The 25,969-nt window shown below is 67.6% G+C and carries 27 protein-coding genes; 15 read left to right on the top strand and 12 right to left on the bottom strand.

Annotation, left to right across the window (positions count from 1 at the left end; translation table 11 throughout):
• The first annotated feature begins 208 nt into the window (after window positions 1–208).
• From JZ791_RS14005 to JZ791_RS13990, 4 genes are read left to right on the top strand one after another with little or no spacing between them, the layout of a single operon-like run.
• Entirely contained in the window at window positions 209–676 is a 468-nt protein-coding gene (locus tag JZ791_RS14005) for an OsmC family protein (RefSeq protein ID WP_216894857.1), read from the top strand.
• Window positions 673–951 carry an acylphosphatase gene (locus tag JZ791_RS14000; protein ID WP_216894855.1) on the top strand — a complete coding sequence of 93 codons (279 nt, stop codon included), beginning with the start codon at window positions 673–675 and terminating at the stop codon, window positions 949–951. Before JZ791_RS14005 ends, JZ791_RS14000 begins: the two co-directional genes overlap by 4 nt.
• Before the next feature lie 14 nt (window positions 952–965).
• Window positions 966–1,781, top strand: a complete 816-nt coding sequence (locus JZ791_RS13995; RefSeq protein ID WP_254205684.1) for a hypothetical protein — start codon at window positions 966–968, stop codon at window positions 1,779–1,781.
• A 1-nt stretch (window position 1,782) separates the two neighbouring features.
• Window positions 1,783–2,955 carry a glutathionylspermidine synthase family protein gene (locus JZ791_RS13990; protein ID WP_216894853.1) on the top strand — a complete coding sequence of 391 codons (1,173 nt, stop codon included), beginning with the start codon at window positions 1,783–1,785 and terminating at the stop codon, window positions 2,953–2,955.
• Here JZ791_RS13990 and coaD read toward each other — a convergent pair.
• A complete protein-coding gene (gene coaD, locus JZ791_RS13985; RefSeq protein WP_216894851.1) occupies window positions 2,952–3,437 on the bottom strand; it encodes a pantetheine-phosphate adenylyltransferase in 486 nt (161 codons plus the stop codon). The two genes, JZ791_RS13990 and coaD, sit on opposite strands and share 4 nt — an antisense overlap.
• Entirely contained in the window at window positions 3,398–3,976 is a 579-nt protein-coding gene (locus JZ791_RS13980; RefSeq protein WP_254205683.1) for a GtrA family protein, read from the bottom strand. Before JZ791_RS13980 ends, coaD begins: the two co-directional genes overlap by 40 nt.
• A gap of 224 nt (window positions 3,977–4,200) precedes the next feature.
• Between JZ791_RS13980 and JZ791_RS13975 the strand changes: the two genes are divergently transcribed.
• From JZ791_RS13975 to JZ791_RS13950, 6 genes are all read left to right on the top strand, one after another.
• Entirely contained in the window at window positions 4,201–4,947 is a 747-nt protein-coding gene (locus JZ791_RS13975; protein WP_216894849.1) for a DivIVA domain-containing protein, read from the top strand.
• Window positions 4,948–5,031: 84 nt separating this feature from the next.
• On the top strand, window positions 5,032–5,634 hold the full coding sequence (locus tag JZ791_RS13970; RefSeq protein WP_216894847.1) for a YceD family protein: 603 nt from the start codon (window positions 5,032–5,034) through the stop codon (window positions 5,632–5,634).
• Between the two features lie 63 nt (window positions 5,635–5,697).
• Window positions 5,698–5,880 (top strand): 50S ribosomal protein L32, encoded by a 183-nt coding sequence (gene rpmF / locus JZ791_RS13965; protein WP_216894845.1) that lies wholly within the window; start codon window positions 5,698–5,700, stop codon window positions 5,878–5,880.
• A gap of 19 nt (window positions 5,881–5,899) precedes the next feature.
• Window positions 5,900–6,634: a ribonuclease III gene (gene rnc / locus JZ791_RS13960; RefSeq protein WP_216894843.1), complete on the top strand. Its 735-nt coding sequence runs from the start codon at window positions 5,900–5,902 to the stop codon at window positions 6,632–6,634.
• Window positions 6,634–7,491, top strand: a complete 858-nt coding sequence (mutM, locus tag JZ791_RS13955; RefSeq protein ID WP_216894841.1) for a bifunctional DNA-formamidopyrimidine glycosylase/DNA-(apurinic or apyrimidinic site) lyase — start codon at window positions 6,634–6,636, stop codon at window positions 7,489–7,491. Before rnc ends, mutM begins: the two co-directional genes overlap by 1 nt.
• 2 nt (window positions 7,492–7,493) lie before the next feature.
• The gene (locus JZ791_RS13950) at window positions 7,494–8,507 is read left to right on the top strand and encodes a PHP domain-containing protein (RefSeq protein WP_216894840.1); all 1,014 of its coding nucleotides are present in this window, start codon (window positions 7,494–7,496) and stop codon (window positions 8,505–8,507) included.
• Between the two features lie 19 nt (window positions 8,508–8,526).
• Here JZ791_RS13950 and JZ791_RS13945 read toward each other — a convergent pair whose 3' ends face one another.
• Entirely contained in the window at window positions 8,527–9,150 is a 624-nt protein-coding gene (locus JZ791_RS13945) for a LysE/ArgO family amino acid transporter (RefSeq protein WP_216894838.1), read from the bottom strand.
• A gap of 72 nt (window positions 9,151–9,222) precedes the next feature.
• Here JZ791_RS13945 and JZ791_RS13940 point away from each other — a divergent pair, with 72 nt between their 5' ends.
• Window positions 9,223–10,131 carry a LysR family transcriptional regulator ArgP gene (locus JZ791_RS13940; protein ID WP_216894836.1) on the top strand — a complete coding sequence of 303 codons (909 nt, stop codon included), beginning with the start codon at window positions 9,223–9,225 and terminating at the stop codon, window positions 10,129–10,131.
• Between the two features lie 27 nt (window positions 10,132–10,158).
• Here the strand turns inward: JZ791_RS13940 and JZ791_RS13935 are convergent, their stop codons facing one another.
• The 3 genes from JZ791_RS13935 to JZ791_RS13925 form a co-directional block, all read right to left on the bottom strand.
• Window positions 10,159–10,329 carry a hypothetical protein gene (locus tag JZ791_RS13935; RefSeq protein ID WP_216894834.1) on the bottom strand — a complete coding sequence of 57 codons (171 nt, stop codon included), beginning with the start codon at window positions 10,327–10,329 and terminating at the stop codon, window positions 10,159–10,161.
• Window positions 10,326–10,883 (bottom strand): 16S rRNA (guanine(966)-N(2))-methyltransferase RsmD, encoded by a 558-nt coding sequence (rsmD, locus tag JZ791_RS13930; RefSeq protein ID WP_216894832.1) that lies wholly within the window; start codon window positions 10,881–10,883, stop codon window positions 10,326–10,328. The genes JZ791_RS13935 and rsmD overlap by 4 nt, the downstream gene beginning before the upstream one ends.
• 88 nt (window positions 10,884–10,971) lie before the next feature.
• Window positions 10,972–14,376 carry a pyruvate carboxylase gene (locus JZ791_RS13925; RefSeq protein ID WP_216894830.1) on the bottom strand — a complete coding sequence of 1,135 codons (3,405 nt, stop codon included), beginning with the start codon at window positions 14,374–14,376 and terminating at the stop codon, window positions 10,972–10,974.
• Between the two features lie 536 nt (window positions 14,377–14,912).
• On the opposite strand from JZ791_RS13925, the gene JZ791_RS13920 reads away from it, so the two are divergent.
• Window positions 14,913–16,334: a short-chain fatty acyl-CoA regulator family protein gene (locus JZ791_RS13920; RefSeq protein ID WP_216894828.1), complete on the top strand. Its 1,422-nt coding sequence runs from the start codon at window positions 14,913–14,915 to the stop codon at window positions 16,332–16,334.
• A gap of 4 nt (window positions 16,335–16,338) precedes the next feature.
• Here JZ791_RS13920 and JZ791_RS13915 read toward each other — a convergent pair whose 3' ends face one another.
• Both JZ791_RS13915 and JZ791_RS13910 read right to left on the bottom strand, forming a co-directional pair.
• Window positions 16,339–17,793 (bottom strand): aldehyde dehydrogenase family protein, encoded by a 1,455-nt coding sequence (locus tag JZ791_RS13915; RefSeq protein WP_216894826.1) that lies wholly within the window; start codon window positions 17,791–17,793, stop codon window positions 16,339–16,341.
• 123 nt (window positions 17,794–17,916) lie between these two features.
• Window positions 17,917–18,828 carry an EamA family transporter gene (locus tag JZ791_RS13910; protein ID WP_308162917.1) on the bottom strand — a complete coding sequence of 304 codons (912 nt, stop codon included), beginning with the start codon at window positions 18,826–18,828 and terminating at the stop codon, window positions 17,917–17,919.
• Between the two features lie 277 nt (window positions 18,829–19,105).
• Here JZ791_RS13910 and JZ791_RS13905 point away from each other — a divergent pair, with 277 nt between their 5' ends.
• Window positions 19,106–19,561, top strand: a complete 456-nt coding sequence (locus tag JZ791_RS13905; RefSeq protein ID WP_254205681.1) for a hypothetical protein — start codon at window positions 19,106–19,108, stop codon at window positions 19,559–19,561.
• A gap of 8 nt (window positions 19,562–19,569) precedes the next feature.
• Here JZ791_RS13905 and recG read toward each other — a convergent pair whose 3' ends face one another.
• Complete coding sequence (gene recG, locus JZ791_RS13900) at window positions 19,570–21,837, bottom strand: ATP-dependent DNA helicase RecG (RefSeq protein WP_216894822.1); 2,268 nt, start codon at window positions 21,835–21,837, stop codon at window positions 19,570–19,572.
• Window positions 21,838–21,839: 2 nt separating this feature from the next.
• Entirely contained in the window at window positions 21,840–23,702 is a 1,863-nt protein-coding gene (locus tag JZ791_RS13895; RefSeq protein WP_216894820.1) for a DAK2 domain-containing protein, read from the bottom strand.
• Window positions 23,703–24,014: 312 nt separating this feature from the next.
• Here JZ791_RS13895 and rpmB point away from each other — a divergent pair, with 312 nt between their 5' ends.
• Entirely contained in the window at window positions 24,015–24,206 is a 192-nt protein-coding gene (rpmB, locus tag JZ791_RS13890; RefSeq protein WP_011210730.1) for a 50S ribosomal protein L28, read from the top strand.
• Window positions 24,207–24,331: 125 nt separating this feature from the next.
• Window positions 24,332–24,838 carry a GNAT family N-acetyltransferase gene (locus tag JZ791_RS13885; protein ID WP_216894818.1) on the top strand — a complete coding sequence of 169 codons (507 nt, stop codon included), beginning with the start codon at window positions 24,332–24,334 and terminating at the stop codon, window positions 24,836–24,838.
• A gap of 85 nt (window positions 24,839–24,923) precedes the next feature.
• Here JZ791_RS13885 and JZ791_RS13880 read toward each other — a convergent pair whose 3' ends face one another.
• Both JZ791_RS13880 and JZ791_RS13875 read right to left on the bottom strand, forming a co-directional pair.
• Window positions 24,924–25,193 carry a hypothetical protein gene (locus JZ791_RS13880; RefSeq protein ID WP_216894816.1) on the bottom strand — a complete coding sequence of 90 codons (270 nt, stop codon included), beginning with the start codon at window positions 25,191–25,193 and terminating at the stop codon, window positions 24,924–24,926.
• A 36-nt stretch (window positions 25,194–25,229) separates the two neighbouring features.
• Window positions 25,230–25,907 (bottom strand): uracil-DNA glycosylase, encoded by a 678-nt coding sequence (locus JZ791_RS13875; RefSeq protein ID WP_216894814.1) that lies wholly within the window; start codon window positions 25,905–25,907, stop codon window positions 25,230–25,232.
• Window positions 25,908–25,969 lie beyond the last annotated feature (62 nt).

Here is a 25,969-nt window from a genome sequence, read left to right as displayed (position 1 = left end):
CCGCTGCTTGCTCCTTCGTCGCCTACGCAGCGGTACCCGACCGACGCGCCGCGCCGAAAACCTCATTGTTATTGCCTTCGCCTAGGGGTTCCGGCGTACGGAGACGGTTCGCCGCTGGGCGCGTCGGTGGTTACGTTGGCGGGCATCGCACGGGGTGGTGGCCTGGCTCACCTGGCCGCTGCGCATGTGCTGATGGCAGGATTTAGACATGGCTGACAAGACCTCTACTGCCGCCGCTGGGCAAACCTCCTCGTCCGGGAAGGCGCCGACCACGCTGTGGGTCGAGCGGACCGGGACACGGCGCTATACCGGGCGCAGTTCGCGTGGGGCGGAGGTGCTGATCGGCTCGGATGGGGTGCCGGGGGTGTTCACTCCCGGTGAGTTGCTCAAGATCGCACTGGCCGCCTGCACCGGGATGAGCTCCGATTTCCCACTGTCGAACCGGCTGGGTGAGACCTACGACGCCACCATTCGTGTGTCCGGGGACGCCGATCGGGAGAGCGAGGTTTACCCGGAGCTGAACGAGATCATCGAACTGGACCTGTCCGAGCTCGACGAGGCCGGGCGACAGCGGCTGCTGGTGACCGTGCAGCGGGCCATCGACAAGGTGTGCACCGTGGGGCGCACGCTGAAGGCGGGGTCGGCGGTGAATTTGTCGTTCCAGGTCGATTCGTGAGCGAAACCGTCCGGCTCGGCGCGTGGGTGCACGGGCAGGTGCAGGGTGTGGGCTTTCGCTGGTGGACCCGGTCCCGGGCGCTCGAACTGGGTCTGGTCGGCTCGGCGCGTAACGCTCGCGACGGCCGGGTCCATGTCATAGCGGAGGGTCCGCGCGAGGGTTGCGAGAAATTGCTCGGGCTGCTGCGTTCCGGTACGACACCGGGTCGGGTAGAGCTGGTTGTGGAAGACTGGGGGGCCGCCCAGGGTGGGCTCTCGGGATTCGAGGAACGTTAGCAGGAGTCGGTCGGTTGGCAACGGAGCATCCGGGTATGGGGTCCTACCACCCCGACGAGACGGGCGGGCCCGAGGGCGATGAGCCGACCACCCGCATGAACAAGGACGAGAACCCCGGCGGCGCAGGTGAATTCACCGCGCAACCCAATCCGACGCTGCCCATGCCGGGGCAGCAACCATCGGAGCAGGCCGATCCCATCATCCCGCCGAGCCCGCTGGGAGGTCTAGGCTATCCGGAGCCCCAGACCCCGGATGTCGGCGGCACGGTCTATCCCCCTGCCGATCACCCCCAGGGCAGCATCCGGTTCCAGGAACCCGGCGTCACCCAGCCCCGCCCGCCGACGGTGGCCGAGGCGCGGGCCAGGGACAAGGCCCGCAAGCGTGCCGAGGAAGCCGAGCAGGCCGCCGCGGCGGCGTACGAGGCCAAGCGCAAGCGACGCAAGCGCACGCTCATCGGCGGCGCGGCGGTCGTCGGGGTTGCCGCGGTGGTGGGCGCGGGATATCTGGCATACGAAAACACCGCCCAGGACGTCACGGCCTACTGCGTCACCGACGACAACAATCAGCAGACCGTCGTCAACGACAACGACTGTGTGGCCGCGCAGGATTACGCCACCCGTACCGGCGTGTTCCACAGCGGGCTGCCGGCCATCTTCTTCTTCAACGGCCACCAGTACCGGTACTACTACGGCGGCACCAACAGCATGGGCCGCACGCCGGTCGGCGGCAGCTTCTCCGAGCCGTCGCACGCACGCGTATCGACCAGGAGCGGCACCGTGATTCGCGGCGGGCTCGGCTCGCACAGCGGCGGACACTCGGGGCGGTCCTAGGATGCGCCGAGTACGCGGCACTCCGCGAGCGAACTGGCAGCGGACCATCGCCGATCAGGGCCTGGTGTTCGGCTCACCCGGGCGCGAGGTCGACGGGCGCCCGCGGCCGTACTGGGACGAATCGGTGCACTACACCTTCGATCTGGACGAGATCCTCGCGCTGGAGGCACAGGTCGAGGTGCTGCACACCATGTGCCTGCACGCGGCCGAACAGGTCGTGCTGACCGAGCGATTCGCCGATTTCGGCCTGCCACAATGGAGTTGGGGCCCGATCACCGAATCGTGGCGTCGTAACGACCCGTATGTATACGGGCGCTTCGATCTGCGCTACGACGGGAGCGGCCCGGCGAAACTGCTGGAGTACAACGCCGATACGCCGACCTCGCTGCTGGAGGCGGCGATCGTGCAGTGGCACTGGCTCACCGATGCGCACTCCGGCGACGATCAATGGAATTCGTTGCACGAGAAACTCGTCGAACGCTGGGGTGAGATTCGCAAGAACCTGCCGACGAGCGACCTGCACTTCAGCTGGTCCTCGGCCGACGCCAGCGGTGAGGACAACGTCACCACCGCCTATATGCAGGAGACCGCCGCCGAGGCCGGATTCGACACGGTCGCACTGCCGATCGAGGAGATCGGCTGGGATACCGAACTCGAACGCTTCGTGGATCTGGCCGAGGCGCCGATCGACGCGATCTTCAAGCTGTACCCCTGGGAATGGGCCCTGGACGACGATTTCGGCAAGCAGGTCGTCGGCTCACTGCCGCAGACGATGTGGATCGAACCGCTGTGGAAGGCGTTGCTGTCGAACAAGGCCCTGCTCGCGGTGCTGTGGGAGATGTACCCCGGCCACCCGAATCTGTTGCCCGCCTACATCGATGACCCGCACGAGCTGACCGAGTACATCCGCAAGCCCAAGCTCGGCCGCGAGGGCGCCAATATGACGATCGTCGGCGCGGGCCTGGAAACCGCCACCGGCGGCGTCTACGGCGAGGAGGGCTACGTCTACCAGTTGCTCGATCCCCTACCGGATTTCGACGGCATGCGCCCGGTACTGGGCGCGTGGATCGTCGGTGATGCCGCCGCGGGCTTGGGCATCCGCGAGACCCCCGGCCTGATCACCGACGACAGCTCGACTTTCGTGCCCCATCGGATTCCGGCGACAGGCGATTAGGCCCGGCGTTCCGCGATGCGCTCCAGCAGTCGCTTGTGCACCGTGGGCGGGAGCATGCCGGTGACATCGCCACCGAACGTCGCGACCTCCTTGACCAGGGAGCTGGACAGATAGCTGTACACCGGATTGGTGGCGATGAAGTACGTGTCGACGCCCGACAGCTTGTTGTTCATCTGCGCCATCTGCATCTCGTAGCCGAGGTCGCCGACATCGCGCACCCCCTTGACGATGGCGGTGATCCCCTGCTCCCGGGCGAAGTCGACCGTCAGCCCGTACCAGGATTCCACGCGCACGTTGGGCAGATCCGCGGTGACCTCACGCAACATCTCGATGCGCTCGTCCACGCTGAACATGCCCTGCTTGTTCTTGTTGACCATCACTGTCACCACGACCTCGTCGAATTGCGCCGCTACGCGCGTGAAGACGTCGAGATGACCATTGGTTACCGGATCGAACGATCCCGGGCAGAGTGCACCAGCCATGATCGAACGCTAACAGTATGACCGGACTGAAACACCCACAGGCGCAAGCCGAGAAACCGGAAGGTGCCGACGACGGCGGTGACGAGGATGACCGCGATCGCGTCCGGAGCGCCGCCGATATGCGGGACGAGGACGTCGAGCAGCGCCAGCGCGGCCGACGTGATGCCCAGCCCTGCCAGGGCCAGCCCGCCGCCCTCGATCTGCGCGGTGAACCAACCGACCCGATCCGCGGCATGGAAGGTCAGGCGACGATGCAGTTCGTTTGCCAGGGCGGTGCTCACCACCGAACCGGTGAGATTGGCCAGTTGCGGGCCGCTGCCATAGAAGGCCATGAACAACAGGAAGTAGCCGATGTTGCTGAAACCGCCGACCAGGGCGAACCGGATCAACTGGGCGAGCCAGCGATCTCCGCGCAAGTAGACGCCGAGACGTCCGAGGGCGCCACGCACCCCGGCCACCGGGATCCGGGGAGCGGTGGTGCCATCGGACTCGGACTCGGGATTCACCTCCCCGCCCGGATGGGCCATATACGACACCATGCACATATCCGATCAACACCCCGAACACACAGTCCGGCCAATTTACCGCTCGGTAGACAAATCTATCACCAACCGGAGAGATTTCCTCCACTTGATTGTGTGGCATTGGAAACACCCGCCCGACACACCGTGTGTGAACCCCGGGTACGCGGTACCGAGAGGCACACTGGCTAACAACGGCATGTGTTCGCCGTGGCAGGTCGGCAGGAAAGTGGGGTAACCAGATGTACCGCGTATTCGAAGCCCTGGACGAGATGGTCGCGATCGTCGAAGAGGCGCGCGGCATCCCCCCGACCCGCAACTGCATCATTCCGCGTGGCGAGGTGCTCGAACTCCTGGACGACGTGCGCGAGGCCATCCCGGGCGAACTGGACGACGCGCAAGATGTGCTCGACCTGCGCGACAAGATCGTCGACGATGCCCGTGGCGCCGCCGACACCACGGTGAACGGCGCGAACGCCCAGGCCGAGCAGACCGTCACCGCCGCCCGCGACGAGGCCGACCGCCTGCTGGCCGACGCCAAGGCCCACGCCGACCGCATGGTGGCCGAGGCCCGCGCCCACGCCGACCACCTCGTCGCCACCGCCACCGCCGAGGCCGACCGCGTCGTCGCCGAGGGCAAGGCCGAATACGAGGCGCTGACAGGGCGGGCCCGCAGCGACTCGGAGCGGATGATCGCGGCCGGTCAGTCCTCCTACGAACGGTCGGTCGCCGAGGGCCTGTCCGAACAGGACCGGCTGGTGCAGCAGACCGAGGTGGTGCGGGCCGCACACGCCGAGTCGGCGCGGCTGATCGACTCCGCCCAGGCCGACGCCGACCGGCTACGCGAGGACTGCGACCGGTACGTCGACGGAAAACTCGCCGACTTCGAGGAGACCCTGCACAACGCCCTGCGCACGGTAGGCCGGGGCCGTCACCAACTGCGCACGGGCACGGGCGTGCCGGACTACGCGGGCGAATTCCGCCGGTAGACCCTCCATTTTGAATCGTCTCCGCAGGTCGCGTATCGTAGAGTGGTTGCCCGTCCAGCCCCTACACGTGAAGTGAGTTCATTCATGCCCGCCGACTCCGGTTCCGGTTCGCGTCGTCGCCTGATCGACGCGGGCTTCGTGCTGGACACCCGCAGCCTCGGTCGCAAGCCGGGGTCGATGAAAACCCTGCAGCGCACGGTGACCGTGCCGGACAAGATCGGGCTGGACTTGATCGCCGTCCCGGCCGGTTCCGAGGTCCGGCTGGATCTCACGTTGCAGTCGGTGTCGGAGGGGGTGCTGGTCATCGGATCGGCGACCGCGCCGGTGGCGGGGGAATGCTCGCGCTGCCTCGAATCGTTCACCGACGAGATCGAGTTACAGATCACGGAGCTGTTCGCCTATCCGGACAGCGCCACCGAGCAGACCACCGACGAGGACGAGATCCACCGCCTGATCGACGACATGATCGACCTGGAACCGGTGATCGTGGACGCCATCGGCCTGGAACTTCCGCTGCAGCCGCTCTGTGAGCCGGACTGCCCCGGATTGTGCTCCGAATGCGGTGTGCGGATGGCGATTGCGGGTTCCGATCACGGGCATGAGATACTGGACCCTCGCTGGGCCGGGCTTGCCAAATTTTCGGTCGAGTCCCCTGGCACCGGTGGCACCGCCGCCGAGCTCAATTAGACGTAGACAGGTTTCTTGTGGGCCGACTGGCCCGGCAAGTCCGAAAACAGAGGAGAAGTAGTCGTGGCCGTTCCGAAGCGCCGGATGTCTCGTGCCAACACCCGCTCGCGGCGCAGCCAGTGGAAGGCCACCGCGCCGACCCTGATCACCTGCCCCAACCGGGCGTGCGGCCAGAAGACCCTGCCGCACATCGCGTGCCCGAGCTGCGGTACGTACAAGGGCCGCCAGGTCACAGCCGCAGTCTGATGAGCAGGGCAGGGCAACCGTGACCGCCGGTAAGGACGGCGCGGACGCACCCGCAGTGGGTGAGTTCGCCGACCATACGAGCCTGCTCGGGGCGCTGGGCGTCGATGTGAACAAGGATCTGCTACGGCTGGCCCTCACCCATCGGTCTTTCGCGTACGAGAACGGTGGCCTGCCCACCAACGAACGCCTGGAGTTCCTGGGTGATTCGGTGCTCGGTCTGAGCATCACCGAACGCCTGTATCTCGAGCATCCGCACAAGTCCGAGGGTGAGCTGGCCAAGCTGCGCGCCAGCGTGGTCAATATGCATGCCCTGGCCGAGGTCGCCCGCAAACTCGGTGAGGGCGGTCTGGGCCGTCATCTGCTGCTCGGCAAGGGCGAGGAGATGACGGGCGGCCGCGACAAGCCGAGCATTCTGGCCGACGGCATGGAGTCTCTGCTCGGCGCGGTCCATCTCGAGCACGGCATCGAGGTCGCGCGCGGCGTCGTGCTGCGCCTGTTCGCCGACCTGCTCGAGCGCGGTCCCCGCATGGGCGCCGGACTGGACTGGAAGACGAGTCTGCAGGAGCTGACCGCCGAGCGTGGCATCGGCGTGCCCGCCTACGAGATCACCTCGACCGGCCCCGACCACGACAAGGAGTTCACCGCGACAGCGGTGATCGGTGGTCAGGCCTACGGCAAGGGTATCGGCCGGTCGAAGAAGGAAGCCGAACAGAAGGCAGCCGGCGCCGCCTGGCAAGCCCTGAACGAGGGGTAATGCCCGAACTTCCCGAGGTCGAGGTCGTCAGGCGCGGCCTGGCCGAGCATGTGGTCGGCCGCACAATCGAATCCGTCACGGTGAAACATCCCCGCTCGGTGCGTCGACATGTGCCCGGCGGGGATGATCTGTCCGCACAGCTCTCCGGGCTGCGGGTCGAGTCCGCCCAGCGGCGCGGCAAATTCCTCTGGCTGACCTTCGACGATCCCGGCACCTCGCTGGTGGTCCACCTCGGCATGAGCGGGCAGATGCTGGTGCAGCCCGGCGACGCGCCACTGGAGAAGCACGCGCATATCGTCGCCACCCTCGATACCGGCGCGCAGCTGCGCTTCGTCGATCAACGCACCTTCGGCGGGTGGGCGCTGTATCCGCTCGTCGAGGTCGACGGTACCGAGGTGCCCCTGGCCGTCGCGCATATCGCCCGCGATCCCCTGGACCCGCGTTTCGACGCCGACGCCGTGGTGCGGGTGTTGCGCGCCAAGCAGACGGATATCAAGCGCGTCCTGCTGGACCAGACCGTGGTCTCGGGTATCGGCAACATCTACGCCGACGAGGCCCTGTGGCGTGCGCGGATCCACGGTGAGCGCCTCGCCGCCAAGCTCACCCGCCCGGCCCTGCACGGTCTGCTCGGCGGGGTGCGCACGGTGATGTCGGAGGCGCTGAGCGCGGGCGGTACCTCCTTCGACGCGCTGTACGTCAATGTGAACGGCCAATCCGGCTATTTCGAGCGCTCCTTGGCCGCCTACGGTCGTGAGGACGAACCGTGCCGCCGCTGCGGCGCGCCGATCCGCCGGGAGAAGTTCATGAACCGCTCGTCCTACTCCTGTCCCCGCTGTCAGCCCAGACCGCGACCGTAGCGATGACGGATCCGGTTGCGGCACTGCGGGAGATCGCGTTCTGGATGGAACGCCAGCGGGCGCAGTCGCATCGGGTCAAGGCCTATCGACGGGCCGCCGACGCCGTGGCCGCCCTGTCCGACGAGCGGTACGCCGAAATCCGCGAATCCGGGAAATGGCAGGATATTTCGGGCATCGGCCCGAAGACCGCCGCCGTCATCGCGCAGGCCTGCGCCGGGCAGGTGCCCGAGAAGTTGAGCGAACTGCGTTCGGCCGCACAGCCGATCGCGCCGGAGGGCGCCGCACTGCGCACCCTGCTGCGCGGCGATCTGCACACCCACTCGAACTGGTCCGACGGCGGTGCGCCGATCGAGGAGATGATGCGCACCGCGATGGTGCTGGGCCACGAATACTGTGCGCTGACCGATCATTCGCCGCGCCTGACCGTCGCCAACGGCCTGTCCGCCGACCGGCTGCGCCGCCAGCTGGACCTGGTCGCCGAGCTGAACGAGCAGTTGGCGCCGTTCCGGATCCTCACCGCCATCGAGGTCGACATCCTCGACGACGGCGCCCTCGATCAGCGCGAGGATCTGCTGGCCGAGCTGGATATCGTTGTGGCCAGCGTCCATTCGCATCTACGGGCCGACAGCGCGACGATGACCAAGCGCATGGTGTACGCGGTGGCGAACCCACACGTGGACATCCTCGGCCACTGCACCGGACGGCTCGTGGAGGGTGAACGCGGCACCCGCCCGGAATCGGAATTCGACGCCGAGGTGGTCTTCGAAGCCTGCCGCCGCTACGGCACCGCCGTTGAGATCAACAGCCGCCCCGAACGCCGCGACCCACCCAGCCGCCTGATTCGCCTGGCCGTCGACATGGACTGCCACTTCTCCATCGACACCGACGCCCACGCCCCCGGCCAATTGGATTGGCAGAGTTACGGATGCGCCCGCGCCCTGGCGAACGGAGTCGACCCGGACCGCGTCATCAACACCTGGCCCCTGGAACGGTTACTCGCCTTCGCCCAGTCCTGAGCGCGTGTCGGCGCGCCCGTCAGGACTTCAGCAGCAGCACCAGTCCGAGCGTAAGCATGATCAGCGCGATGCCGGAATCCAGTACCCGCCAGGCGGTTCGGCGAGCGAACAGCGGGCCGAGCAGGCGAGCGCCGTAGCCGAGGGTGAAGAACCACGCGATGCTGCCCGTCATCGCGCCCAGTGCCAGGAACCAGCGGTTCGGACCCGCGTAGGTGCTGGCGAACGAGCCCAGCAGGACCACGGTGTCCAGGTATACGTGCGGGTTCAGCCAGGTCAGAGCCAGACAGGTGAGCACGGTCGCACCGAGCGCCACCGAGGCCTCGCCCGACTTATCGGCGAGGGCCGTAGGTGCGGCCGCCCGGCGCGCTGCCAATACCCCGTACCCGAGCAGGAACGCGGCCCCGGCGTAGCGGGCCACCACCAGAACCATAGGGGCCGAGTGAATCACCACGCCGAGCCCGGCCACGCCCGCCGTGATCAGCACCACGTCCGACAGCGCGCACACCGCGACGACGGCCAGCACATGCTCCCGGCGGATCCCCTGCCGCAGCACGAACGCATTCTGCGCACCGATCACCACAATCAGAGAGAACCCGAAACCCAGGCCGGACAGGGCCGCCACCGCGGCCGATTCCACATTCACGGGATCAACGCTAGGACGGCATCCCGAAGCAGACCAGCTAATGTTTTTCAACTATCATTATAATCTCTTAATATGGATCTCCAGCTGGATCAGCTTCGCGCGCTCGACGCCGCGGTGGCCGAGGGCACCCTCGAGGCCGCGGCCCGGCATCTGCGCGTCACCCCCTCGGCGGTCAGCCAGCGGATCAAGGCGCTCGAGGGCGCGGTGGGCCGGATTCTGCTGCAACGCACGAAACCGGTGCGGCCCACCGAATCCGGACTGGCCGTGCTGCGGCTGGCCCGGCAGATCGAGTTGCTCACCGGCGATACCGCGCGCGAACTCGGCTTCGGCACAGCGGAATCCGATGACGCCGACGCCGTGGACCGCAGGCCCGTGCGCATTCCGATCGCCGTCAACGCCGACTCACTGGAGACCTGGGTGATGCCCGCGCTGGGTCGCGGCGCGGCCGGCGTCTGCTACGAAATTCACCGCGAGGACGAGGAATACACCACCCGGCTGCTGCGCGACGGCACGGTCATGGCGGCGATCACCGCCACCGCCGAGCCGGTACCCGGCTGCTCGGTGCGACGTCTGGGCGCGATGCGGTACCGGCCGATGGGCGCTGCGAAGTTCGTCCACACCTGGTTCCCGGACGGCGCGACCGCGCGGGCCTTCGCGGCGGCCCCGGTAGTGATGTTCGACCGCAAGGACGAGTTGCAGGACCGCCTGATGCGCCACCGCACCCGCCGCCCGGTGAACCCGCCCCGCCACTACATCCCGGCGACCTCCGGCTACGCCGAGGCTGTACGCCTGGGTCTGGGCTGGGGCATGCTGCCCGACCTGCAGTCCGAGACGGCCCGGTACGCCCAAGAATTGGTCCGCATCGACGAGGCCCTGTATATCGATGTCGCCCTGTATTGGCAACAGTGGCGACTGGACTCCCCTGCCCTCACCGCGGTCGCCGAGACCATCGCGGCGACCGCCGCAGCCGCACTGCGCTGAGGGTTGTCCACGCCGGGAGTTTCGCTGTCATCGTGTCGCCATATTCACGAGTATGGCCAGGCCGAACAGCGTCACGAGGACCGACGGAACCACACCTATCACGGCCAGCGGTTTACCCCGCCGATGTCCGACGCAGCCCACGATCGCCAGGGCGAGCCCGACCAGGCCCAGGGGCCTGCGCATCGGAATTTCGCTCACGATTCGTAGTCGGCCGTCTCGATGCGGGTTTCGCCGTAGCGGCGCGGCTTGTCCGGGGAAAACTCCTTGGGCCAGTCGGTTTCTGGAGAGCGGGTAGATCGCTCGAGGACGACCAGCGCGCCCCGATGCAGCCAGCCGTTACCGGCCATGGCGTTCAGGTCGGCGACGATATCGGCGCCATCCAGGGCGTACGGCGGATCGGAGAGCACCAGGTCGTAGGGTTCACCCGTCCCACCGGCAAGCGTGGAAGACACCGTGCCCAGCCGCAATTCGGCGCCGGGCAGCGCGAGATCGGTGATATTGCCACGCACCACCGCGGCGGCCTTGCGATCGGATTCGACCAGCAGGGCGTGGGCTGCCCCGCGGGACAACGCCTCGAGGCCGAGCGCACCCGATCCCGCGTACAGGTCGAGCACCCGGATGCCACCGAAATCCATTCGGGCGCACAGCATGCTGAACAGCGCCTCACGCACCCGGTCCGACGTGGGGCGAGTCCCGGCGGGCGGCACCCGCAGCCGCCGCCCGCCCACGACCCCGGCGACGATACGGGTCATCTGCTCGTACCTACGGGACGCACCAGCGCGCCCACCCTGGACCGGAGCGTCCCGGCCAACACTGTCCGCAGGACCGACTGTGTTCCGTTCACTCCGCCGCGGTCTCGTTCAGACGCACGTCCACCAGCAGATCTCCACCCTCGACCTGCTGTACCTTGCCGATCGCGATGCGCGCGACGGTTCCGGCGCGGGGCGCGGTGATGGCGGCCTCCATCTTCATCGCCTCGATGGTGCCGATGGTGTCGCCGGCGGCGATGGTGTCGCCCTCGGACACGGACAGCGTCACCGCACCCGCAAATGGCGCGGCGATATGACCGGGATTGGAGCGATCGGCCTTCTCAGCGGTGGGGACCTCGCTGGCGATCGAGCGGTCGCGCACCGTGATCGGCCGCAGCTGGCCGTTCAGGATGCACATCACCGTGCGCATACCGCGCTCGTCGGGCTCGGAGATGGCCTCTAGCCCGATCAGCAGCGTGACGCCCTTCTCGAGCTGTACTCGATGTTCCTCGCCGTGCCGCAGGCCGTAGAAGAACTGGTTGGCCGACAGACCCGAGGTGTCGCCGAATTTCTCCTGGTGCGCGGTGAATTCAGCGGTCGGACCGGGGAACAGCAAGCGGTTCAGCGTATCCCGCCGCTGCGCGGGGTCGCCGTTCAGCGCCGCGGATTCCTTTGCGGACAGCGACGTCTCGGGCTTGGCCGGACCGCGACCCTCCAGCGCCCGGGTACGGAACGGTTCGGGCCAGCCACCCGCTGGTGTGCCCAGTTCCCCACGCAGGAAACCGATCACCGAGTCCGGAATGTCGAAACGAGCCGGATCCGCAGCGAAATCATCCACCGAAATACCCGAACCCACCAACGACAACGCTAGATCGCCGACCACCTTCGAGGACGGCGTCACCTTCACCAGCCGGCCCAGCAACCGATCCGCCGCCGCGTACTTCGCCTCGACCTCTTCGAACCGGTCACCCAGCCCCAAAGCAATGGCCTGCTGCCGCAGATTCGACAACTGCCCACCCGGAATCTCGTGCTCGTACACCCGCCCCGTCGGCCCCGGCAGCCCGGACTCGAACGGCGCGTACACCTTCCGCAACGCCTCCCAGTACGGCTCCAGATCGCAGACGTTCCGCAGGTTCAAACCGCTGTCGTACGGTGAATTCGCCGCCGCCGCAACAATCGCCGACAGCGCGGGCTGAGAGGTGGTGCCCGCCATCGGCGCCGACGCACCGTCCACCGCATCCGCTCCGGCCTGCCACGCAGCCAAATACGTAGCCAACTGCCCGCCCGGAGTATCGTGGGTATGCACGTGCACGGGCAGATCGAAGTTCTCACGCAGCGCGGTCACCAGGGTGTGCGCCGCGGGTGCGCGCAGCAGCCCGGCCATATCCTTGATGCCGATGACGTGCGCGCCCGCGTCGACGATCTGCTCGGCGAGCTTGAGGTAGTAGTCCAGCGTGTAGAGGTTCTCGTCCGGGTTGGACAGATCACCGGTGTAGCTCATCGCGACTTCGGCCACGGCCGTACCCGTTTCGCGCACCGCATCGATGGCCGGCCGCATCTGGTCGACATTGTTGAGCGCGTCGAAGATGCGGAAGATATCGATACCTGTCGCGGTCGCCTCGGCGACGAACGCGCGCGTGACCTGTTCCGGATACGGCGTGTACCCGACAGTGTTGCGCCCGCGCAGCAGCATCTGCAGACAGATGTTGGGAACCGCCTCGCGCAGCGCGGCCAGGCGCTCCCACGGATCCTCGTGCAGGAACCGCAGCGCCACATCGTACGTCGCGCCGCCCCAGCATTCGATCGACAGCAGCTCCGGCGTCATCCGCGCCACATGCCCGGCGACCTGCAGCAGACTGTCGGTCCGCACGCGGGTCGCCAGCAGCGACTGATGCGCGTCACGGAAGGTGGTGTCGGTGACGGCGATCGCCCGCTGCTGCCGCAGCGCCTGCGCGAAAGCCTCTGGGCCCGAACGCAACAGCCGCTGGCGCGAACCGTCGGGCGGCTGCGTGCTCAGGTCCAGCGCGGGCAGCTTGTCGTGCGGGTAGACCGCGGTCGGCCGCGCACCGTGCGGCTTGTTGACCGTGATATCGGCCAGGTAGCTCAGGATCTTGGTGCCGCGGTCCGCGGAGCCGCGCTGGGTCATCAGATGTGGGCGCTCGTCGATGAACGAGGTGGTGATCCGCCCGGCCCGGAAATCCGGATCGTCCAGTACCGCTTGCAGGAACGGGATATTCGTCGACACGCCGCGAATCCGGAACTCCGCCACCGCACGCCGGGCCCGCGCCACGGCGGCGTCGAAATCCCGCCCGCGGCAGGTGAGTTTGACGAGCATCGAGTCGAAGTGCGCGGCGACCTCCGCACCGAGGTTGGCTCCGCCGTCCAGGCGGATGCCGCTGCCGCCCGGGCTGCGGTAGGCGGTGATGCGGCCGGTGTCGGGCCGGAAGCCGTTGGCCGGATCCTCGGTGGTGATCCGGCACTGCAGGGCCGCGCCCCGGATGCTGACCGATTCCTGGCTCAGGCCCAGATCGTCCAGGGTCTCACCGGCCGCGATCCGCAGCTGCGCCTGCACCAGATCCACATCGGTGATCTCCTCGGTCACCGTGTGCTCCACCTGGATTCGCGGATTCATCTCGATGAACACGTGATTGCCGCGCTCGTCCAGCAGGAATTCCACGGTGCCCGCGCAGCTGTACCCGATCTGGCGGGCAAAAGCCACCGCGTCGCCACAAATCCGCTCCCGCAGCGCGGGATCCAGATTCGGCGCCGGCGCCAACTCGATCACCTTCTGATGCCGCCGCTGCAACGAACAATCCCGCTCGAACAAATGCATGACGTTGCCCTGTTGATCAGCCAGGATCTGCACCTCGATATGACGAGGATTGATCACCGCCTGCTCCAGGAACACCGTCGCATCCCCGAACGCCGACTCCGCCTCACGCATCGCGGCCTCGATCGACTCACGCAGCTGCGCGGGCTCGGCGACCCGGCGCATTCCGCGCCCGCCGCCACCCGCGACGGCCTTGACGAAGACCGGGAAGTGCATCGCCTCGGAGGCTGCCACCAACTCGTCCACGTCCGCCGAGGGCGCGCTGGAGTTCAGCACGGGCAGCCCGGCCTCGCGGGCGGCCGCGATCGCGCGCGCCTTGTTACCGGTCAGTTCCAGCACGTCGGACGCGGGGCCGATGAAAGTGATGCCCTCGCGGGCGCACGCCGCGGCCAGATCCGGGTTCTCCGACAGGAAGCCGTAGCCGGGGTATACCGCGTCGGCGCCGGCGGTCCTGGCGGCCTTGATGATCTCCTCGATCGACAGATACGCCCGCACCGGGTGGCCGGGAACACCGATCTGGTATGCCTCGTCGGCCTTGAGCCGATGCACCGAGTTACGATCCTCGTAGGGGAACACCGCGACTGTCCCGACACCGAGTTCGTAGGCGGCACGGAACGCTCGGATGGCGATTTCCCCGCGATTGGCGACCAGTACTTTGGAGAACATTCGATAACCGTACATGCCGGTCAGGGGCGGTCGAAAATCGAATGCGAATTTACACTCAATTGCCAATACATACCTGCCGGACTGCGAATTTTGCGTATTTCTTTCACTTTCGGCTCCGGGCATGCGCTTTTATGATCCCTGCATACTTTTGGCCGTTTGTCCAGTTGCAGATCCCCTGGCAGCGGGCCGAAAACCGTTCCCGGCGAACGGGTCTGGAGTGATCACCGGACGACACCGCGTTCGGTGAGATCAGCGCCCACCCGCTCACCAACCATAGCGTGCAATGGTGAGATTGCCATTGCCGCGCAGACGTCAACCCGGGTGCCCAGAGTTGATCTCCGCTACTTCCCCGGAAACCTCGCGCGACGAGTCGGCCGCCACCGCCGCTCCGACATGCGGCAGACCCGTCCAACATGATCATCCTTCGCATGCTACGCATCGGTAGCACTACCCGAAGTACCTCGCAGTATCAGATTTTTCACGACAGCAACGACCGTACTGCAATGATTGCGAAGCCCTGTGGGTACCATCACCACGTGCGCAAGATGTATGCGGGTGCCCGACTACGGCGATTGCGCGAGGAACGTCGGATGACCCAGGCAGCCCTGGCCAAGTCCCTCGAGTTGTCGCCCAGCTATCTCAACCAGCTCGAGCGTGATCAGCGCCCCCTGACCATTCCGGTTCTGCTGAAGCTGAATTCGACCTTCGACCTGGACGTGCAGTTCTTCGCCGCCGATTCCGACGCGCGCCTGGTATCGGACCTGCACGAGGTGCTGGTCGAGGCCGCGGGCGGCACCGCGCCCCCGGCCGCCGAGGTGGAGGATCTGGCCACGCGGCTGCCCGAGGTCGCCAAGACCATCGTCGGCATGCACCGGCGCCTGCGCGCGGCCACCGACCAGTTGGATCTGTTGTCCTCCAAGGTCGCCACGCCGACCGGCGCGCCCGGCGTGCCGATGCCGTACGAGGATGTGCGCGACTTCTTCTACGATCACCACAATCACATCGCGCAGCTGGACCTGGCCGCCGAGCACCTGTTCGAGGAGTCCGGCCTGACCATCGGCTCACTGGACCGTCAACTGGCCCGGGTCGCAGAGGAGCGAGCACGGGTGACCGTACTGGTGCGCGGCGACGGCGCCGATCCGGGAATCCCCAAGCGCCACTACGATCCCGAGACCCGCACCCTCACCCTGGCCCGGCGGCTGCGGCCCGGGCAGCGCGCCTTCCAGATCGCCACCACGCTGGGCTTTCTGCTGTACGGCCCGATGCTGGACGAGATACTGGCCGGGACGCCATCCCTCTCCGGTGAATCGCGCGCGCTGGCGCGGGTCGGGCTGGCCAACTACTTCGCCGGCGCGCTGGTCCTGCCGTACGGGAAGTTCCTGCGCTCGGCCGAGGAGTTGCACTACGACATCGACCTGCTCGGCCTGCGTTTCGAGGTGGGTTTCGAGACCGTGTGCCACCGCCTGAGCACGTTGCAGCGGCAGGGGCAGCGCGGGGTTCCCTTCTTCTTCGTGCGCACCGACCGCGCGGGCAATATCTCCAAACGCCAGTCCGCCACCGCATTCCACTTCTCCCGCGTCGGCGGCAGCTGCCCGCTGTGGGTGGTGCACGAGGCGTTCGCGAATCCCGGCCGGGTGCTGACCCAGGTCGCGTCCATGCCGGACGGGCGCCGCTACCTGTGGGTCGCGCGCACCACCACCCCGTCGTCGCGCGGGTTCGGCACGGCGAGCAAGGAATTCGCGATCGGGCTGGGCTGCGATATCGAATACGCCGACCGCCTGGCGTATTCGAGCGGCCTACAGCTGGACGACCCTACCGCCGCGGTCCCGATCGGGGCGGGCTGCAAGGTCTGCGAGCGCTCCTCCTGTCCGCAACGCGCCTTCCCGCAGATCGGCCGGCCCCTGGCGGTCACCGAAACCACCTCGATCGACCTCCCTTACCCGCGCGCGACGGGCTAGCCGACTAGAGCTGAGCCCACACCGATTTCGTCTGCAGGTAGGCGTCGACGCCCGAGTGACCGAACTCGTGGCCCCAGCCGGACTGCTTGTACCCGCCGAACGGCACGTCGTGATCGAAGACCAACTGGCAGTTGAGTGTTACCGTCCCTGCCTGCAGTCGCTTCGCGAGGCGATGCGCGCGGGCGAGGTTCGTGGTCCAGACCGTGGCGGCCAGCCCGTAGGTCGAGTCGTTGGCCATTGCCACGGCCTCGTCGTCGTCATCGAACGGCAGGATCGTCACCACCGGGCCGAAGATCTCCTGCTGGTAGAGCCGCATGGCCGGATCGACGTTGGTGAGCACGGTCGGGTGGACGAAATATCCGCGCCGGTCGAGCCGATGGCCACCGGTGACCACCTCGACGCCGTCCCGCTTACCCTCGTCGATGAAGCCCATCACGCGCGTGAGCTGCTTCTGGCTGATGAGCGGGCCGATATTGCTGCCCTCCTCCTGCGGGCCGCCCAGCTTCAGCGAATTCGCGATCGTCGCGATACCTTCCACGACCTGGTCGTAGACACCGCGCTGGACGAAGATCCGCGAGCCGCACACGCAGCCCTGGCCGGAGTGCACGAAGATGCCCATCGCCGCCATCATGATCGCCATGTTCAGATCGGCGTCGTCGTAGATCAGCACCGGCGACTTCCCGCCGAGTTCCAGCATGACCTTCTTCAGATTCCCGGACGCGGCCTGCACGATGTGCTTACCGACCTCGGTCGAGCCGGTGAAGGCGATCTTCTCCACATCAGGATGCGCGGTCAGCGCGGCCCCTGCGGTGTGGCCGTATCCGAGCAGGAGGTTCACCACACCGTCGGGCACGCCGGCCTCGGCGATGATCTTCTCGAGGAGCACGGCCGACAGCGGCGTTTCCTCGGCCGGTTTGACGACACTGCTGCATCCCGCGGCCAGGGCGGGCGCGATCTTGCCGCACGCGTTGAAGACCGGCCCGTTCCACGGGAAGATCAGCCCCACAACGCCGTATGGCTCCTTGAGGGTGTAGGCGTGCATCTCGGCGAACGTGCCCGACACCCCGCCCTGCATCTGCACCTCGTGCGCGGTGCCGTTGAGTTTGGTGCACCACCCGGCGTAGTAGCGGAAGAATTCGGCGCAGCTGGGGACGATCATCTTGGCCTGTGCCAGCGGCATCCCGGTATTCAGCGAATCGAGCTGGGCCAGCTCGTCGGTGTGCTCGTCCATCAGATCGGCGATGCGCCACATGATCTTCGCTCGCTCGCGCGCGGCCATGCCGTGCCAGGCTCCCGCCTCGAAGGACGACCGTGCGCGCGCCACGGCGTCGTCGACGGCCTGCTCCCCGCAATCGGTGAATTCGGTGATCTGCTCCTCCGTCACCGGATCGATGACCGGAATGACCTCGCCCTTGCCGGGGCGCTTGCGAATCTCGTCCAATACCGACTGCAGTGCCATCGTGGATGCCTTCCTCAACTCTGGGTACCACCGAGAGTAACTCGGTTACCTCCTCATGAGAATGGCATTTCCAGATATTGCATAGATCATTCACAACGCCGCTGCGTTACCTGGGCGAACCCGTCAGGGTTCGACCCGGCCGGTCCGGGTCGCACCGGCCGAGGCCGCGACCACACAGGCGATCCCCGCCCACTGCGGCAGATTCATCGCCTGGCTCAGCACGGTCAGCCCGGCGACGGCCGCGACGGCGGGTTCGAGGCTCATGAGCACCCCGAACACCCGGGGCGGGATCCGGCGCAGCGCCTCCAGCTCGACGGAGTACGGCACCACCGAGGACAGCATCGCGACGCCGAATCCGGCCGCCAGCACCCCCGGATGCAACAGGGCCGTGCCCGCACCCGCAATGCCGACCGGGGCCATGAGCACCCCGCCGAAGGCCATGCCCAGCGCCAGTCCGCCACCACCGCTGGTCTTCTCGCCGAGGCGCGCACCCAACAGGATGTACAAGGCCCAGCCCACCGCCGCACCGAGCGCGAACAGCACCCCCGTCCACGGCACATGCCCCGCGGACCTGGTCAGCAGTAAAACGCCACCACCGGCCAGCACCGCCCAGACCGGGTCGACCCACCGCCGCGAACCGGCCAGCGCGACCGCCAGCGGGCCGAGGAATTCGATCGTCACCGCCATACCGAGCGGGATCCGGTCGATCGCCTCGTAGAAGGACAGATTCATCAGCGACAGAACCGCCCCGTAGCCGAGCACCACCGGCAACGCCCGGCGCTCGATCCGCAGGGAGGACCGCCACAGCACCAGCAGCACACCGCCGGAGAAGAACAGCCGCAGGCTCACCGCCCCGGCGGGCCCGGTCGCCGCGAACAGCTCGGTAGCCAGCGCCGCGCCGATCTGCACGCTGACGATCCCCGCCAGCACCAGCAGCGTCGGCGGCATCCCGCCGACCCCCTGCCAGACCGGCACCCGCGCGAAAACCCACGGCAGCGACACCCTGCGCGCCCGTCCGAAATCAATCGCAACCACGGAACTCCCACGCTCCTTCACACTCACTGCCGTTCGCCCCCGCCGAATCGAGATCCCGAAGCAGGATCCCACCGACCACCGACAAGTTTCCAGTTCGACGCGTTGGATACGGTCGGCAAGACCGACCGGGTACGTAAGAAGCTCCGGAAGGTGTACGACCGGACCGGGCAGCTGGCACAGGTCGGCAAGGTCGCGGAAATGCGCGAACGGATCCGGCCAATGGTTGACGCAACGAGGTAGAGGAGTCGAAACCGTGCGAATCGGTGTGACCGGACACATGAACCTCACCGCGGATACGGCACCGCTGGTGTACGCGGAGATCACCCGGCAGATCACCGCGGCGGGTCAGGCCGACGACGTGGTCGGAGTGAGTTGCATTGCCCGGGGAGCTGATTCGGTGTTCGCTCAGGCCGTGCTCGATGCAGGCGGCCGGTTGGAAGTTGTGCTGCCCTCGCGGAACTACCGGGAGCGGAAGGTGAAGCCAGATCACGCGCCGGTGTTCGATGAGTTGCTGAAGCGGGCGGACACCGTGCGGGTGATGGACTTCGACGAGGCCGGCGTGGAAGCGTACGAGGCCGCGAATGAGGCTGTGGTCGGGTCCTGTGATCGGTTGATCGCCGTGTGGGACGGGCAGGCTGGCGAGCGTAGTGGCACCGGCAGCGTGGTTGCGTTGGCGCGGGAGCGCGGTTTGCCGGTGGAGATTGTGTGGCCGGAGGGCGCTCAGCGCGCGTGATGTGACCGCTAGGACTTGGCCAGGTACTCCAGACGCTCGCCGTCCACCGCCGCGTGCATCATCGTCGCCAGGCCCGGATGCTTCTTCAGCCCCGGGTCCGCCTCGACGACCTCCCGGGCCAGTTCCTGGGCCGCGGTGATCACCTCGAGGTCGTCCAGCAGCGACAGCAGGCGCAGGCTGCGGGCCGTGCCGGACTGGGCCGAGCCCAGCACATCGCCCTCGCGGCGCTGGCGCAGATCGAGCACCGACAGCTCGAAGCCGTCGAGGGTGCCCGCGACGGCTTCCAGCCGGGCCATCGCGCCGCCCATCGGGGAGGTCTCGGTGATCAGCAGGCACAGACCGGGATGCTTACCGCGCCCGACCCGCCCACGCAGCTGGTGCAATTGGCTGACGCCGAAGCGATCGGCGTCCACGATCACCATGACCGTCGCATTGGGCACATCCACGCCGACCTCGACGACCGTCGTGCAGATCAGCACGTCGATCTCGCCGGCGTTGAACGCGCGCATCACCGCGTCCTTCTCGTCACTGGGCAGGCGGCCGTGCAGCAGCCCTACCCGAAGCTCGGACAGCGCACCGGCACTCAGCGTCTCGAAGACGTCCTTGGCCGCGTGGGTGGTCGGTCCCTCCTTCTCCTCCTCCGATTTACCCTTGCGCCCCTTGCCTTTTCCGTTCTCCTCTTCCTCGCCGATGCGCGAGCACACCACATACGCCTGCCGCCCCGCGGCGACCTCCTCGCGGATCCGCTCCCAGGCCCGGTCCACCCAGCTCGGATGCATCTTGGCGGGCACGACCCTGGTGGCGATCGGTGAGCGACCACGGGGCAGTTCGGTCAGCGTCGAGGTTTCCAGATCGCCGAGCGTGGTCATGGCGATGGTGCGTGGAATCGGGGTCGCGGTCATCACCAGCAGATGCGGGCTCGCGCCGCCCTTGGCCTTGGCGCGCAACGCGTCTCGTTGCTCGACGCCGAAGCGGTGCTGTTCGTCGACGATCACCATGCCCAGGTCGAAGAACTCGACCGAGTCCTGGATCAGCGCGTGCGTGCCGATCACGATCCCGGCCTCGCCGGTCATCGCGTCCAGCAGCGCCGCCTTCTTCGCGCCCGCCGACATCGACCCGGTCACCAGCACTATTTTCGTGGCGTTGTCCGCGGCGCCCAGTTCCCCGGCGGCGCCCAGGTCGCCGAGCATGCCGGACAGCGAGCGATAGTGCTGGGCGGCAAGCACTTCGGTCGGTGCCAGCAACGCGCACTGCTGGCCGGCGTCGACTACCTGGAGCATCGCGTGCAGCGCGGCAATGGTCTTGCCCGAGCCGACCTCACCCTGCAACAGCCGGTGCATCGGATGCGGGCGTGAGAGGTCCCCGGAGATTTCGGCGATCACCTGCTTCTGCCCGGCAGTCAGCTCGAACGGCAGGCGCTCGTCGAAATCCGCGGCGATACCGTCGGTTCGGGGCTTGCACGCCCGCGCGATACGCCCCGCGGCGTCGTGCCTGCGCTCGGCGAGCACCAGCTGCAACGCCAGCGCCTCGTCGAAACGCAGGCGCTCCCTGGCCTGTTCGATATCGGACTTGTGCTCGGGCAGATGGATCAGGCGCAGTGCGTCGGACGCCGCGAGCAGTCCGCGATCCTGGCGAAGATCCTGCGGCAGTGGGTCATCGATCGGATCGAGCTGGTCGAGCACCTGCCGCACGCAGGCCAGCACATCCCAGCTCTGCACCTTGGCCGTGGCCGGATAGACCGGGATGTACTCCCGCTCGAAGAACGAGACATCCACGCCCTCCGCGCCTTTGGCGCTGTTCGCCAGACCGCGCAGATCGCCGCTGCCACGCACCGCGGTGAGGTTCTCCACCGTCTCACCTGCCTCGGGCAGGATCAGGTATGAGGGATGCGACAGATTCCAGCGGTCCGGCCGCCACCAGTGCACGGTGCCCGACATCATCGCGCGCACACCTTGTTTCACCAGATAGCTCACCTTGTCGCCGTTGAAGAAGGTGATCTCCACGGGCTTGGCCGAGCCGGTGTCGAAGTCCACCTTCAGCAGGCGGCCGCGGCGGTTCTTCATGGGCCGCAGCTCGGTTTTGGTGACCGTGCCCACTAGGGTGAGGTGCGCGCCCTCCTCGGGGGCCTCCTCGGTCAGCGGCTGGCCCTGCGTGGCGTAACGCAACGGATAGTGCCGCAGCAGATCCTCGACCGTGTGCATATCGAACGCGTCGACCAGCTGCTCGGCGGCCTTGACACCGAGCACGTGGTCCAGGCGGTCACGCAACGTCGCCATGGTTATTCGACCCCGATCTGTACCAGGTCCACGGGCTGGCCGCCGCCGTAGACGACGACCTCGACCCCGGGAAACTCCGCGGTGATGTGCGCGGTCAGTTCCGGGCCGATCCCGTCGGGCGCGTCGGCGCCCAGCAGCAGGGTTACCAGCTCGCCGCCCAGGCCGAGCATGCGGTCCAGCAGAATGCGGGCGGCCGCGCGCGGATCCGGGTCGATGACCACGACGTCGTTGCCGACCAGCCCGAGACCGTCACCGCGCGCGCAGGTGCCGACGATGGTCAGCGCGCGCTCGCGAGCGACCCGCAGTGCGCCCCAGCGCATCCCGGCGGCCGACTCGGACATGGCGAACGCGTCGTCGACGGCGATCCGGCCGCCGTCGTGCACGGCCAGCGCGGCCAGCCCCTGCACCATCGACCCGCTGGGCAGCATCAGCACATCGCGCGAGGCATTCGCGCCGATCCCGCCGCGCGCGGCCACACCGACCGCGACCAGTTCGTGCGCACCCAGCGCGCCGTTCGGCAGCACCAGGACCTCACGATTCGGCATGCGCCGGATCGCCGCGAGCAGGGTCTCGGCGGTGACGTCGAAAGCCGAGCCGTCCAGCACCGTGGCGCCGGCGTCTTCGAACAGCCGCACCGCCCCCTCCCCGGCGGCCACCACGAGAATCCCACGATCAGCACCGCCCGACGCCGACTGCACACGCACCGTCAGCCCCTCGATGCGAATCTCACTCAGCGTGCCCGCCGCCAGCCCGGCCTCCACCGCCGCACCCGCATCAGCGCAGTGCACGTGCGCCGACCAGACGCCCGCGCCGTCCCCGACGACGACCACCGAATCACCCAGGCGTGCAAGACGATCGCGCAGGTCGCCGGCACGGGCCGTGTCGGTTTCGGACAGCAGATACATCACCTCGTACTGCGGCATCCGCGGTGCGTCGGCTTCTCTCGCGAGCACAACCGGGTCGGCCGGTGCGCGCCCGTGATCGCAGGCGGCACTGAACGATGCGGAAGTATGACCAGCGATTTCGGAGACGGAATCCTCGTCACGCCGGACGGAGACATCACCGTATGCCGACTCCCCCTCGGTGCGCCCGGTCCTCGACGCCCCCGCGGCCCGGTACTCCTCACGAGCCGGCGTCTGCCCCGTAATCACGGCAACCAGCGCGTCCAGCAGCACCAACAGTCCGCGCGCCCCCGCGTCCACCACCCCGGCCGCGCGCAGCACGCCCAACTGCGAGGGGGTATCGCCCAGCGCCTTCACCGCGCCGTCGGCAGCCGCACGCGCCACCTCGGCCAACTCCGATTCCGGACAGTCCGCCGCTCGGTGGGCCGCCGCGTCCAGCACCGTGAGCATCGTGCCCTCGACCGGATCGCTCAGCGCCTCCCGCACCAGAGTCGCGGCCCGGCGCAGCGCCTCACGCAGCGACAGCGCGGTCAGCGGTCCCGCCTGCGCGGCATCGGCGACCCCACGCAACACCTGCGACAAGATGATCCCGGAATTCCCCCGCGCCCCTGCCGTCGCCGCCCGAGCCATCGCCCCCGCGATCACGCCCGCCGACACGGCATCGCGACCGTCGACCGTATCCCGATCGCCCCGCGGCGCGTCCTGCCGATCATCGCGGCCGACGTCCGGTCGCTCCGCTGTCCCGTCGCCGCTCGTCGACCGATCGACCGTGATCCGCGCCGCGACGACGGCGGCCCGCATGGTGGCGAGCAGGTTGGTTCCGGTGTCGGCGTCGGCGATCGGGAATACGTTCAGCGCATTGATCTCGTCACAATGCCGCTCGAGCCCAGCCAGACAGAGCTCCCCCCACAGCACCAGCCCAGCTCCATCGAGCACCTCCCGGACCCCGGGCACCGTCACCATCCTTCCGCCGCGATGTCGCGATCATCACATCGACCTGGGCGGCAAACCACCGCCAGATCCCGCACGCCAGCCTAATCAACCGCACCGACAGCAACCGCACCGACCGATGCTGTCCGCCACCAGCGAACGTGCCCCCCGCAGGCGATTGGACATCGATCATCGGCGACAGCTACTCTTGCGGGGTTGCCTCTCGCGGCCGGTTGTTCGGCTGCGTTCGCCAGCGGTCTCGTTGGCAGGCATTGACTACAGGTTTCCGGACAGGCCGACCCGTAAGGGCGGTGGTCCCCACATGACATGAAGGAGCTCGCGACTATGGCTGCCGTCTGCGACGTCTGCGCCAAGGGCCCCGGCTTCGGTAAGTCGGTTTCGCACTCGCACCGGCGCACCAACCGTCGCTGGAACCCGAACATCCAGACCGTTCGTGCGCAGGTCGCGCCCGGCAACACCCGCCGGATGAACGTCTGCACCTCCTGCCTGAAGGCGGGCAAGGTCGTTCGCGGCTGAGCTGCGTACACCCCCACAGCACTACCGGCAATGCCTCGGATCACCCGATAACAGGGTGCTCCGGGGCATTGTCGTCGTTACGGTGGACACCACTTACTCGAAGGGTCGATTACGTGGTGCAGAGAATGATCGAGGATCCCTGGCTGGTGGTCCCGCATACGCCGGAATACACCCGTAGCCTGGCCGCCTGCCATATAGCCTGCTGGCGTGAGGCCTATCGCGGCCTGGTCCCCGACCACCTGCTGGCCGCCTTCGACCTCGACCACCGCGCCGACCAATGGGACCGCATCCGGGAGAAGAATCCGGGCATGCCGACGCTGGCCGTCGCCGGGACCGAGGTCATCGGCTTCGCGGCCACCGCCGATTCCCGAGACGATTCACCGCCTGCACCGCGCGAGTTGAACGCGATGTACGTACGCGCCGCCTGGTACGGCACGGGCGCGGCGCATGCGCTGATGCGCGCGGTCCTCGACCCCACCGTCGATACGTCACTGTGGGTATTCGAGGAGAACCCCCGCGCTCAGGCGTTCTACCGAAAATATGAGTTCGAACTCGACGGCACCCGCCGAGCCGAACGCTTCTCTCCGACCGTCGAGGTCCGCATGATCCGCCGCGCGGACGCTCCTCGCTGACCGGACGAACCGGCCGGGGCTCCCCGACAGCGGCGGATCGGTGGTGTTCCGAACCATCACCGCGAGCCCAGGCCCGCATCCGGACCTACTTGTTGCCGCCGATGCACTGCACGTTCGCGCTGATGCTCTCCAGCGCGCACAGCCCGAGGGCATTCACATTGGACGACAGCGACGCAGAACCCGTCTGCGGATCCCACAGCGCCAGCACCGGCTTGGCATGTTCCGGATTCACCTGCTGCGCCGGGGCCGCGGGCTCCAACGGAATGGTCTTGGCTTGCGCCGCGACCGGTGCGCCCAGGATGGCCGCTCCGGCAACAGCGGTCACAAGGGCACCGCGCACGGATCTGATCTGCATGCAACTAACTCCTGATTCGCTCGAACTCCAACCCGGTCACGGCAGGCGCCAATCGACCGGGGCGGCACCCAATGTACCCAGCAACTCGTTGGTTCGGGAGAACGGCTGCGATCCGAAGAAACCTCTCGAGGCCGACAGCGGTGAGGGATGGGCCGATTCGATGTACGGCGCACCGCCCAGCATCGGCTTCAGCGTGGACGCGTCGCGCCCCCACAGGATCGCCACGAGCGGCTGATCGCGGGCGACGAGCGCGCGAATCGCCTGCTCGGTCACCACTTCCCAGCCCTTGCCGCGATGCGAGGCGGGCTGGCCGGGAGCGACGGTCAGTACTCGGTTCAGCATCAGCACACCCTGATCCGACCACGGGGACAGATCACCGCAGGACGGCGTCGGATATCCCAGATCCTTGGAGTATTCCGAGAATATATTCGCCAGGCTGCGCGGCACCGGCGAAACATCGGGCGCCACCGAGAAACTCAGGCCCATCGCGTGTCCGGGTGTCGGATAGGGGTCCTGACCGACGATCAGCACCCGCACCTTGTCCAGCGGACGCTGGAACGCGCGCAGCACGTTATCGCCCTTCGGCAGATAACCGCGGCCCGCCGCGTTCTCCGCCCGCAGGAATTCGCCCATCGCGGCGATGTTGTCGGCGACCGGCGTCAGCGCCTCGGCCCAGCCCGTGTCGATGATGTCCGGCAGTGGTTTTGCGCCCATGGCGAAGAAACATAGCGGGTGCGGATCCGCCGCGACAGCGCACCCAGCCTGAGCTCACCCAC

The organism is Nocardia alni, from assembly GCF_019038435.1.
In the GTDB taxonomy this organism is placed as follows: Bacteria; Actinomycetota; Actinomycetes; order Mycobacteriales; family Mycobacteriaceae; genus Nocardia; species Nocardia alni.
This window is presented reverse-complemented; position numbering and strand designations above follow the sequence as displayed.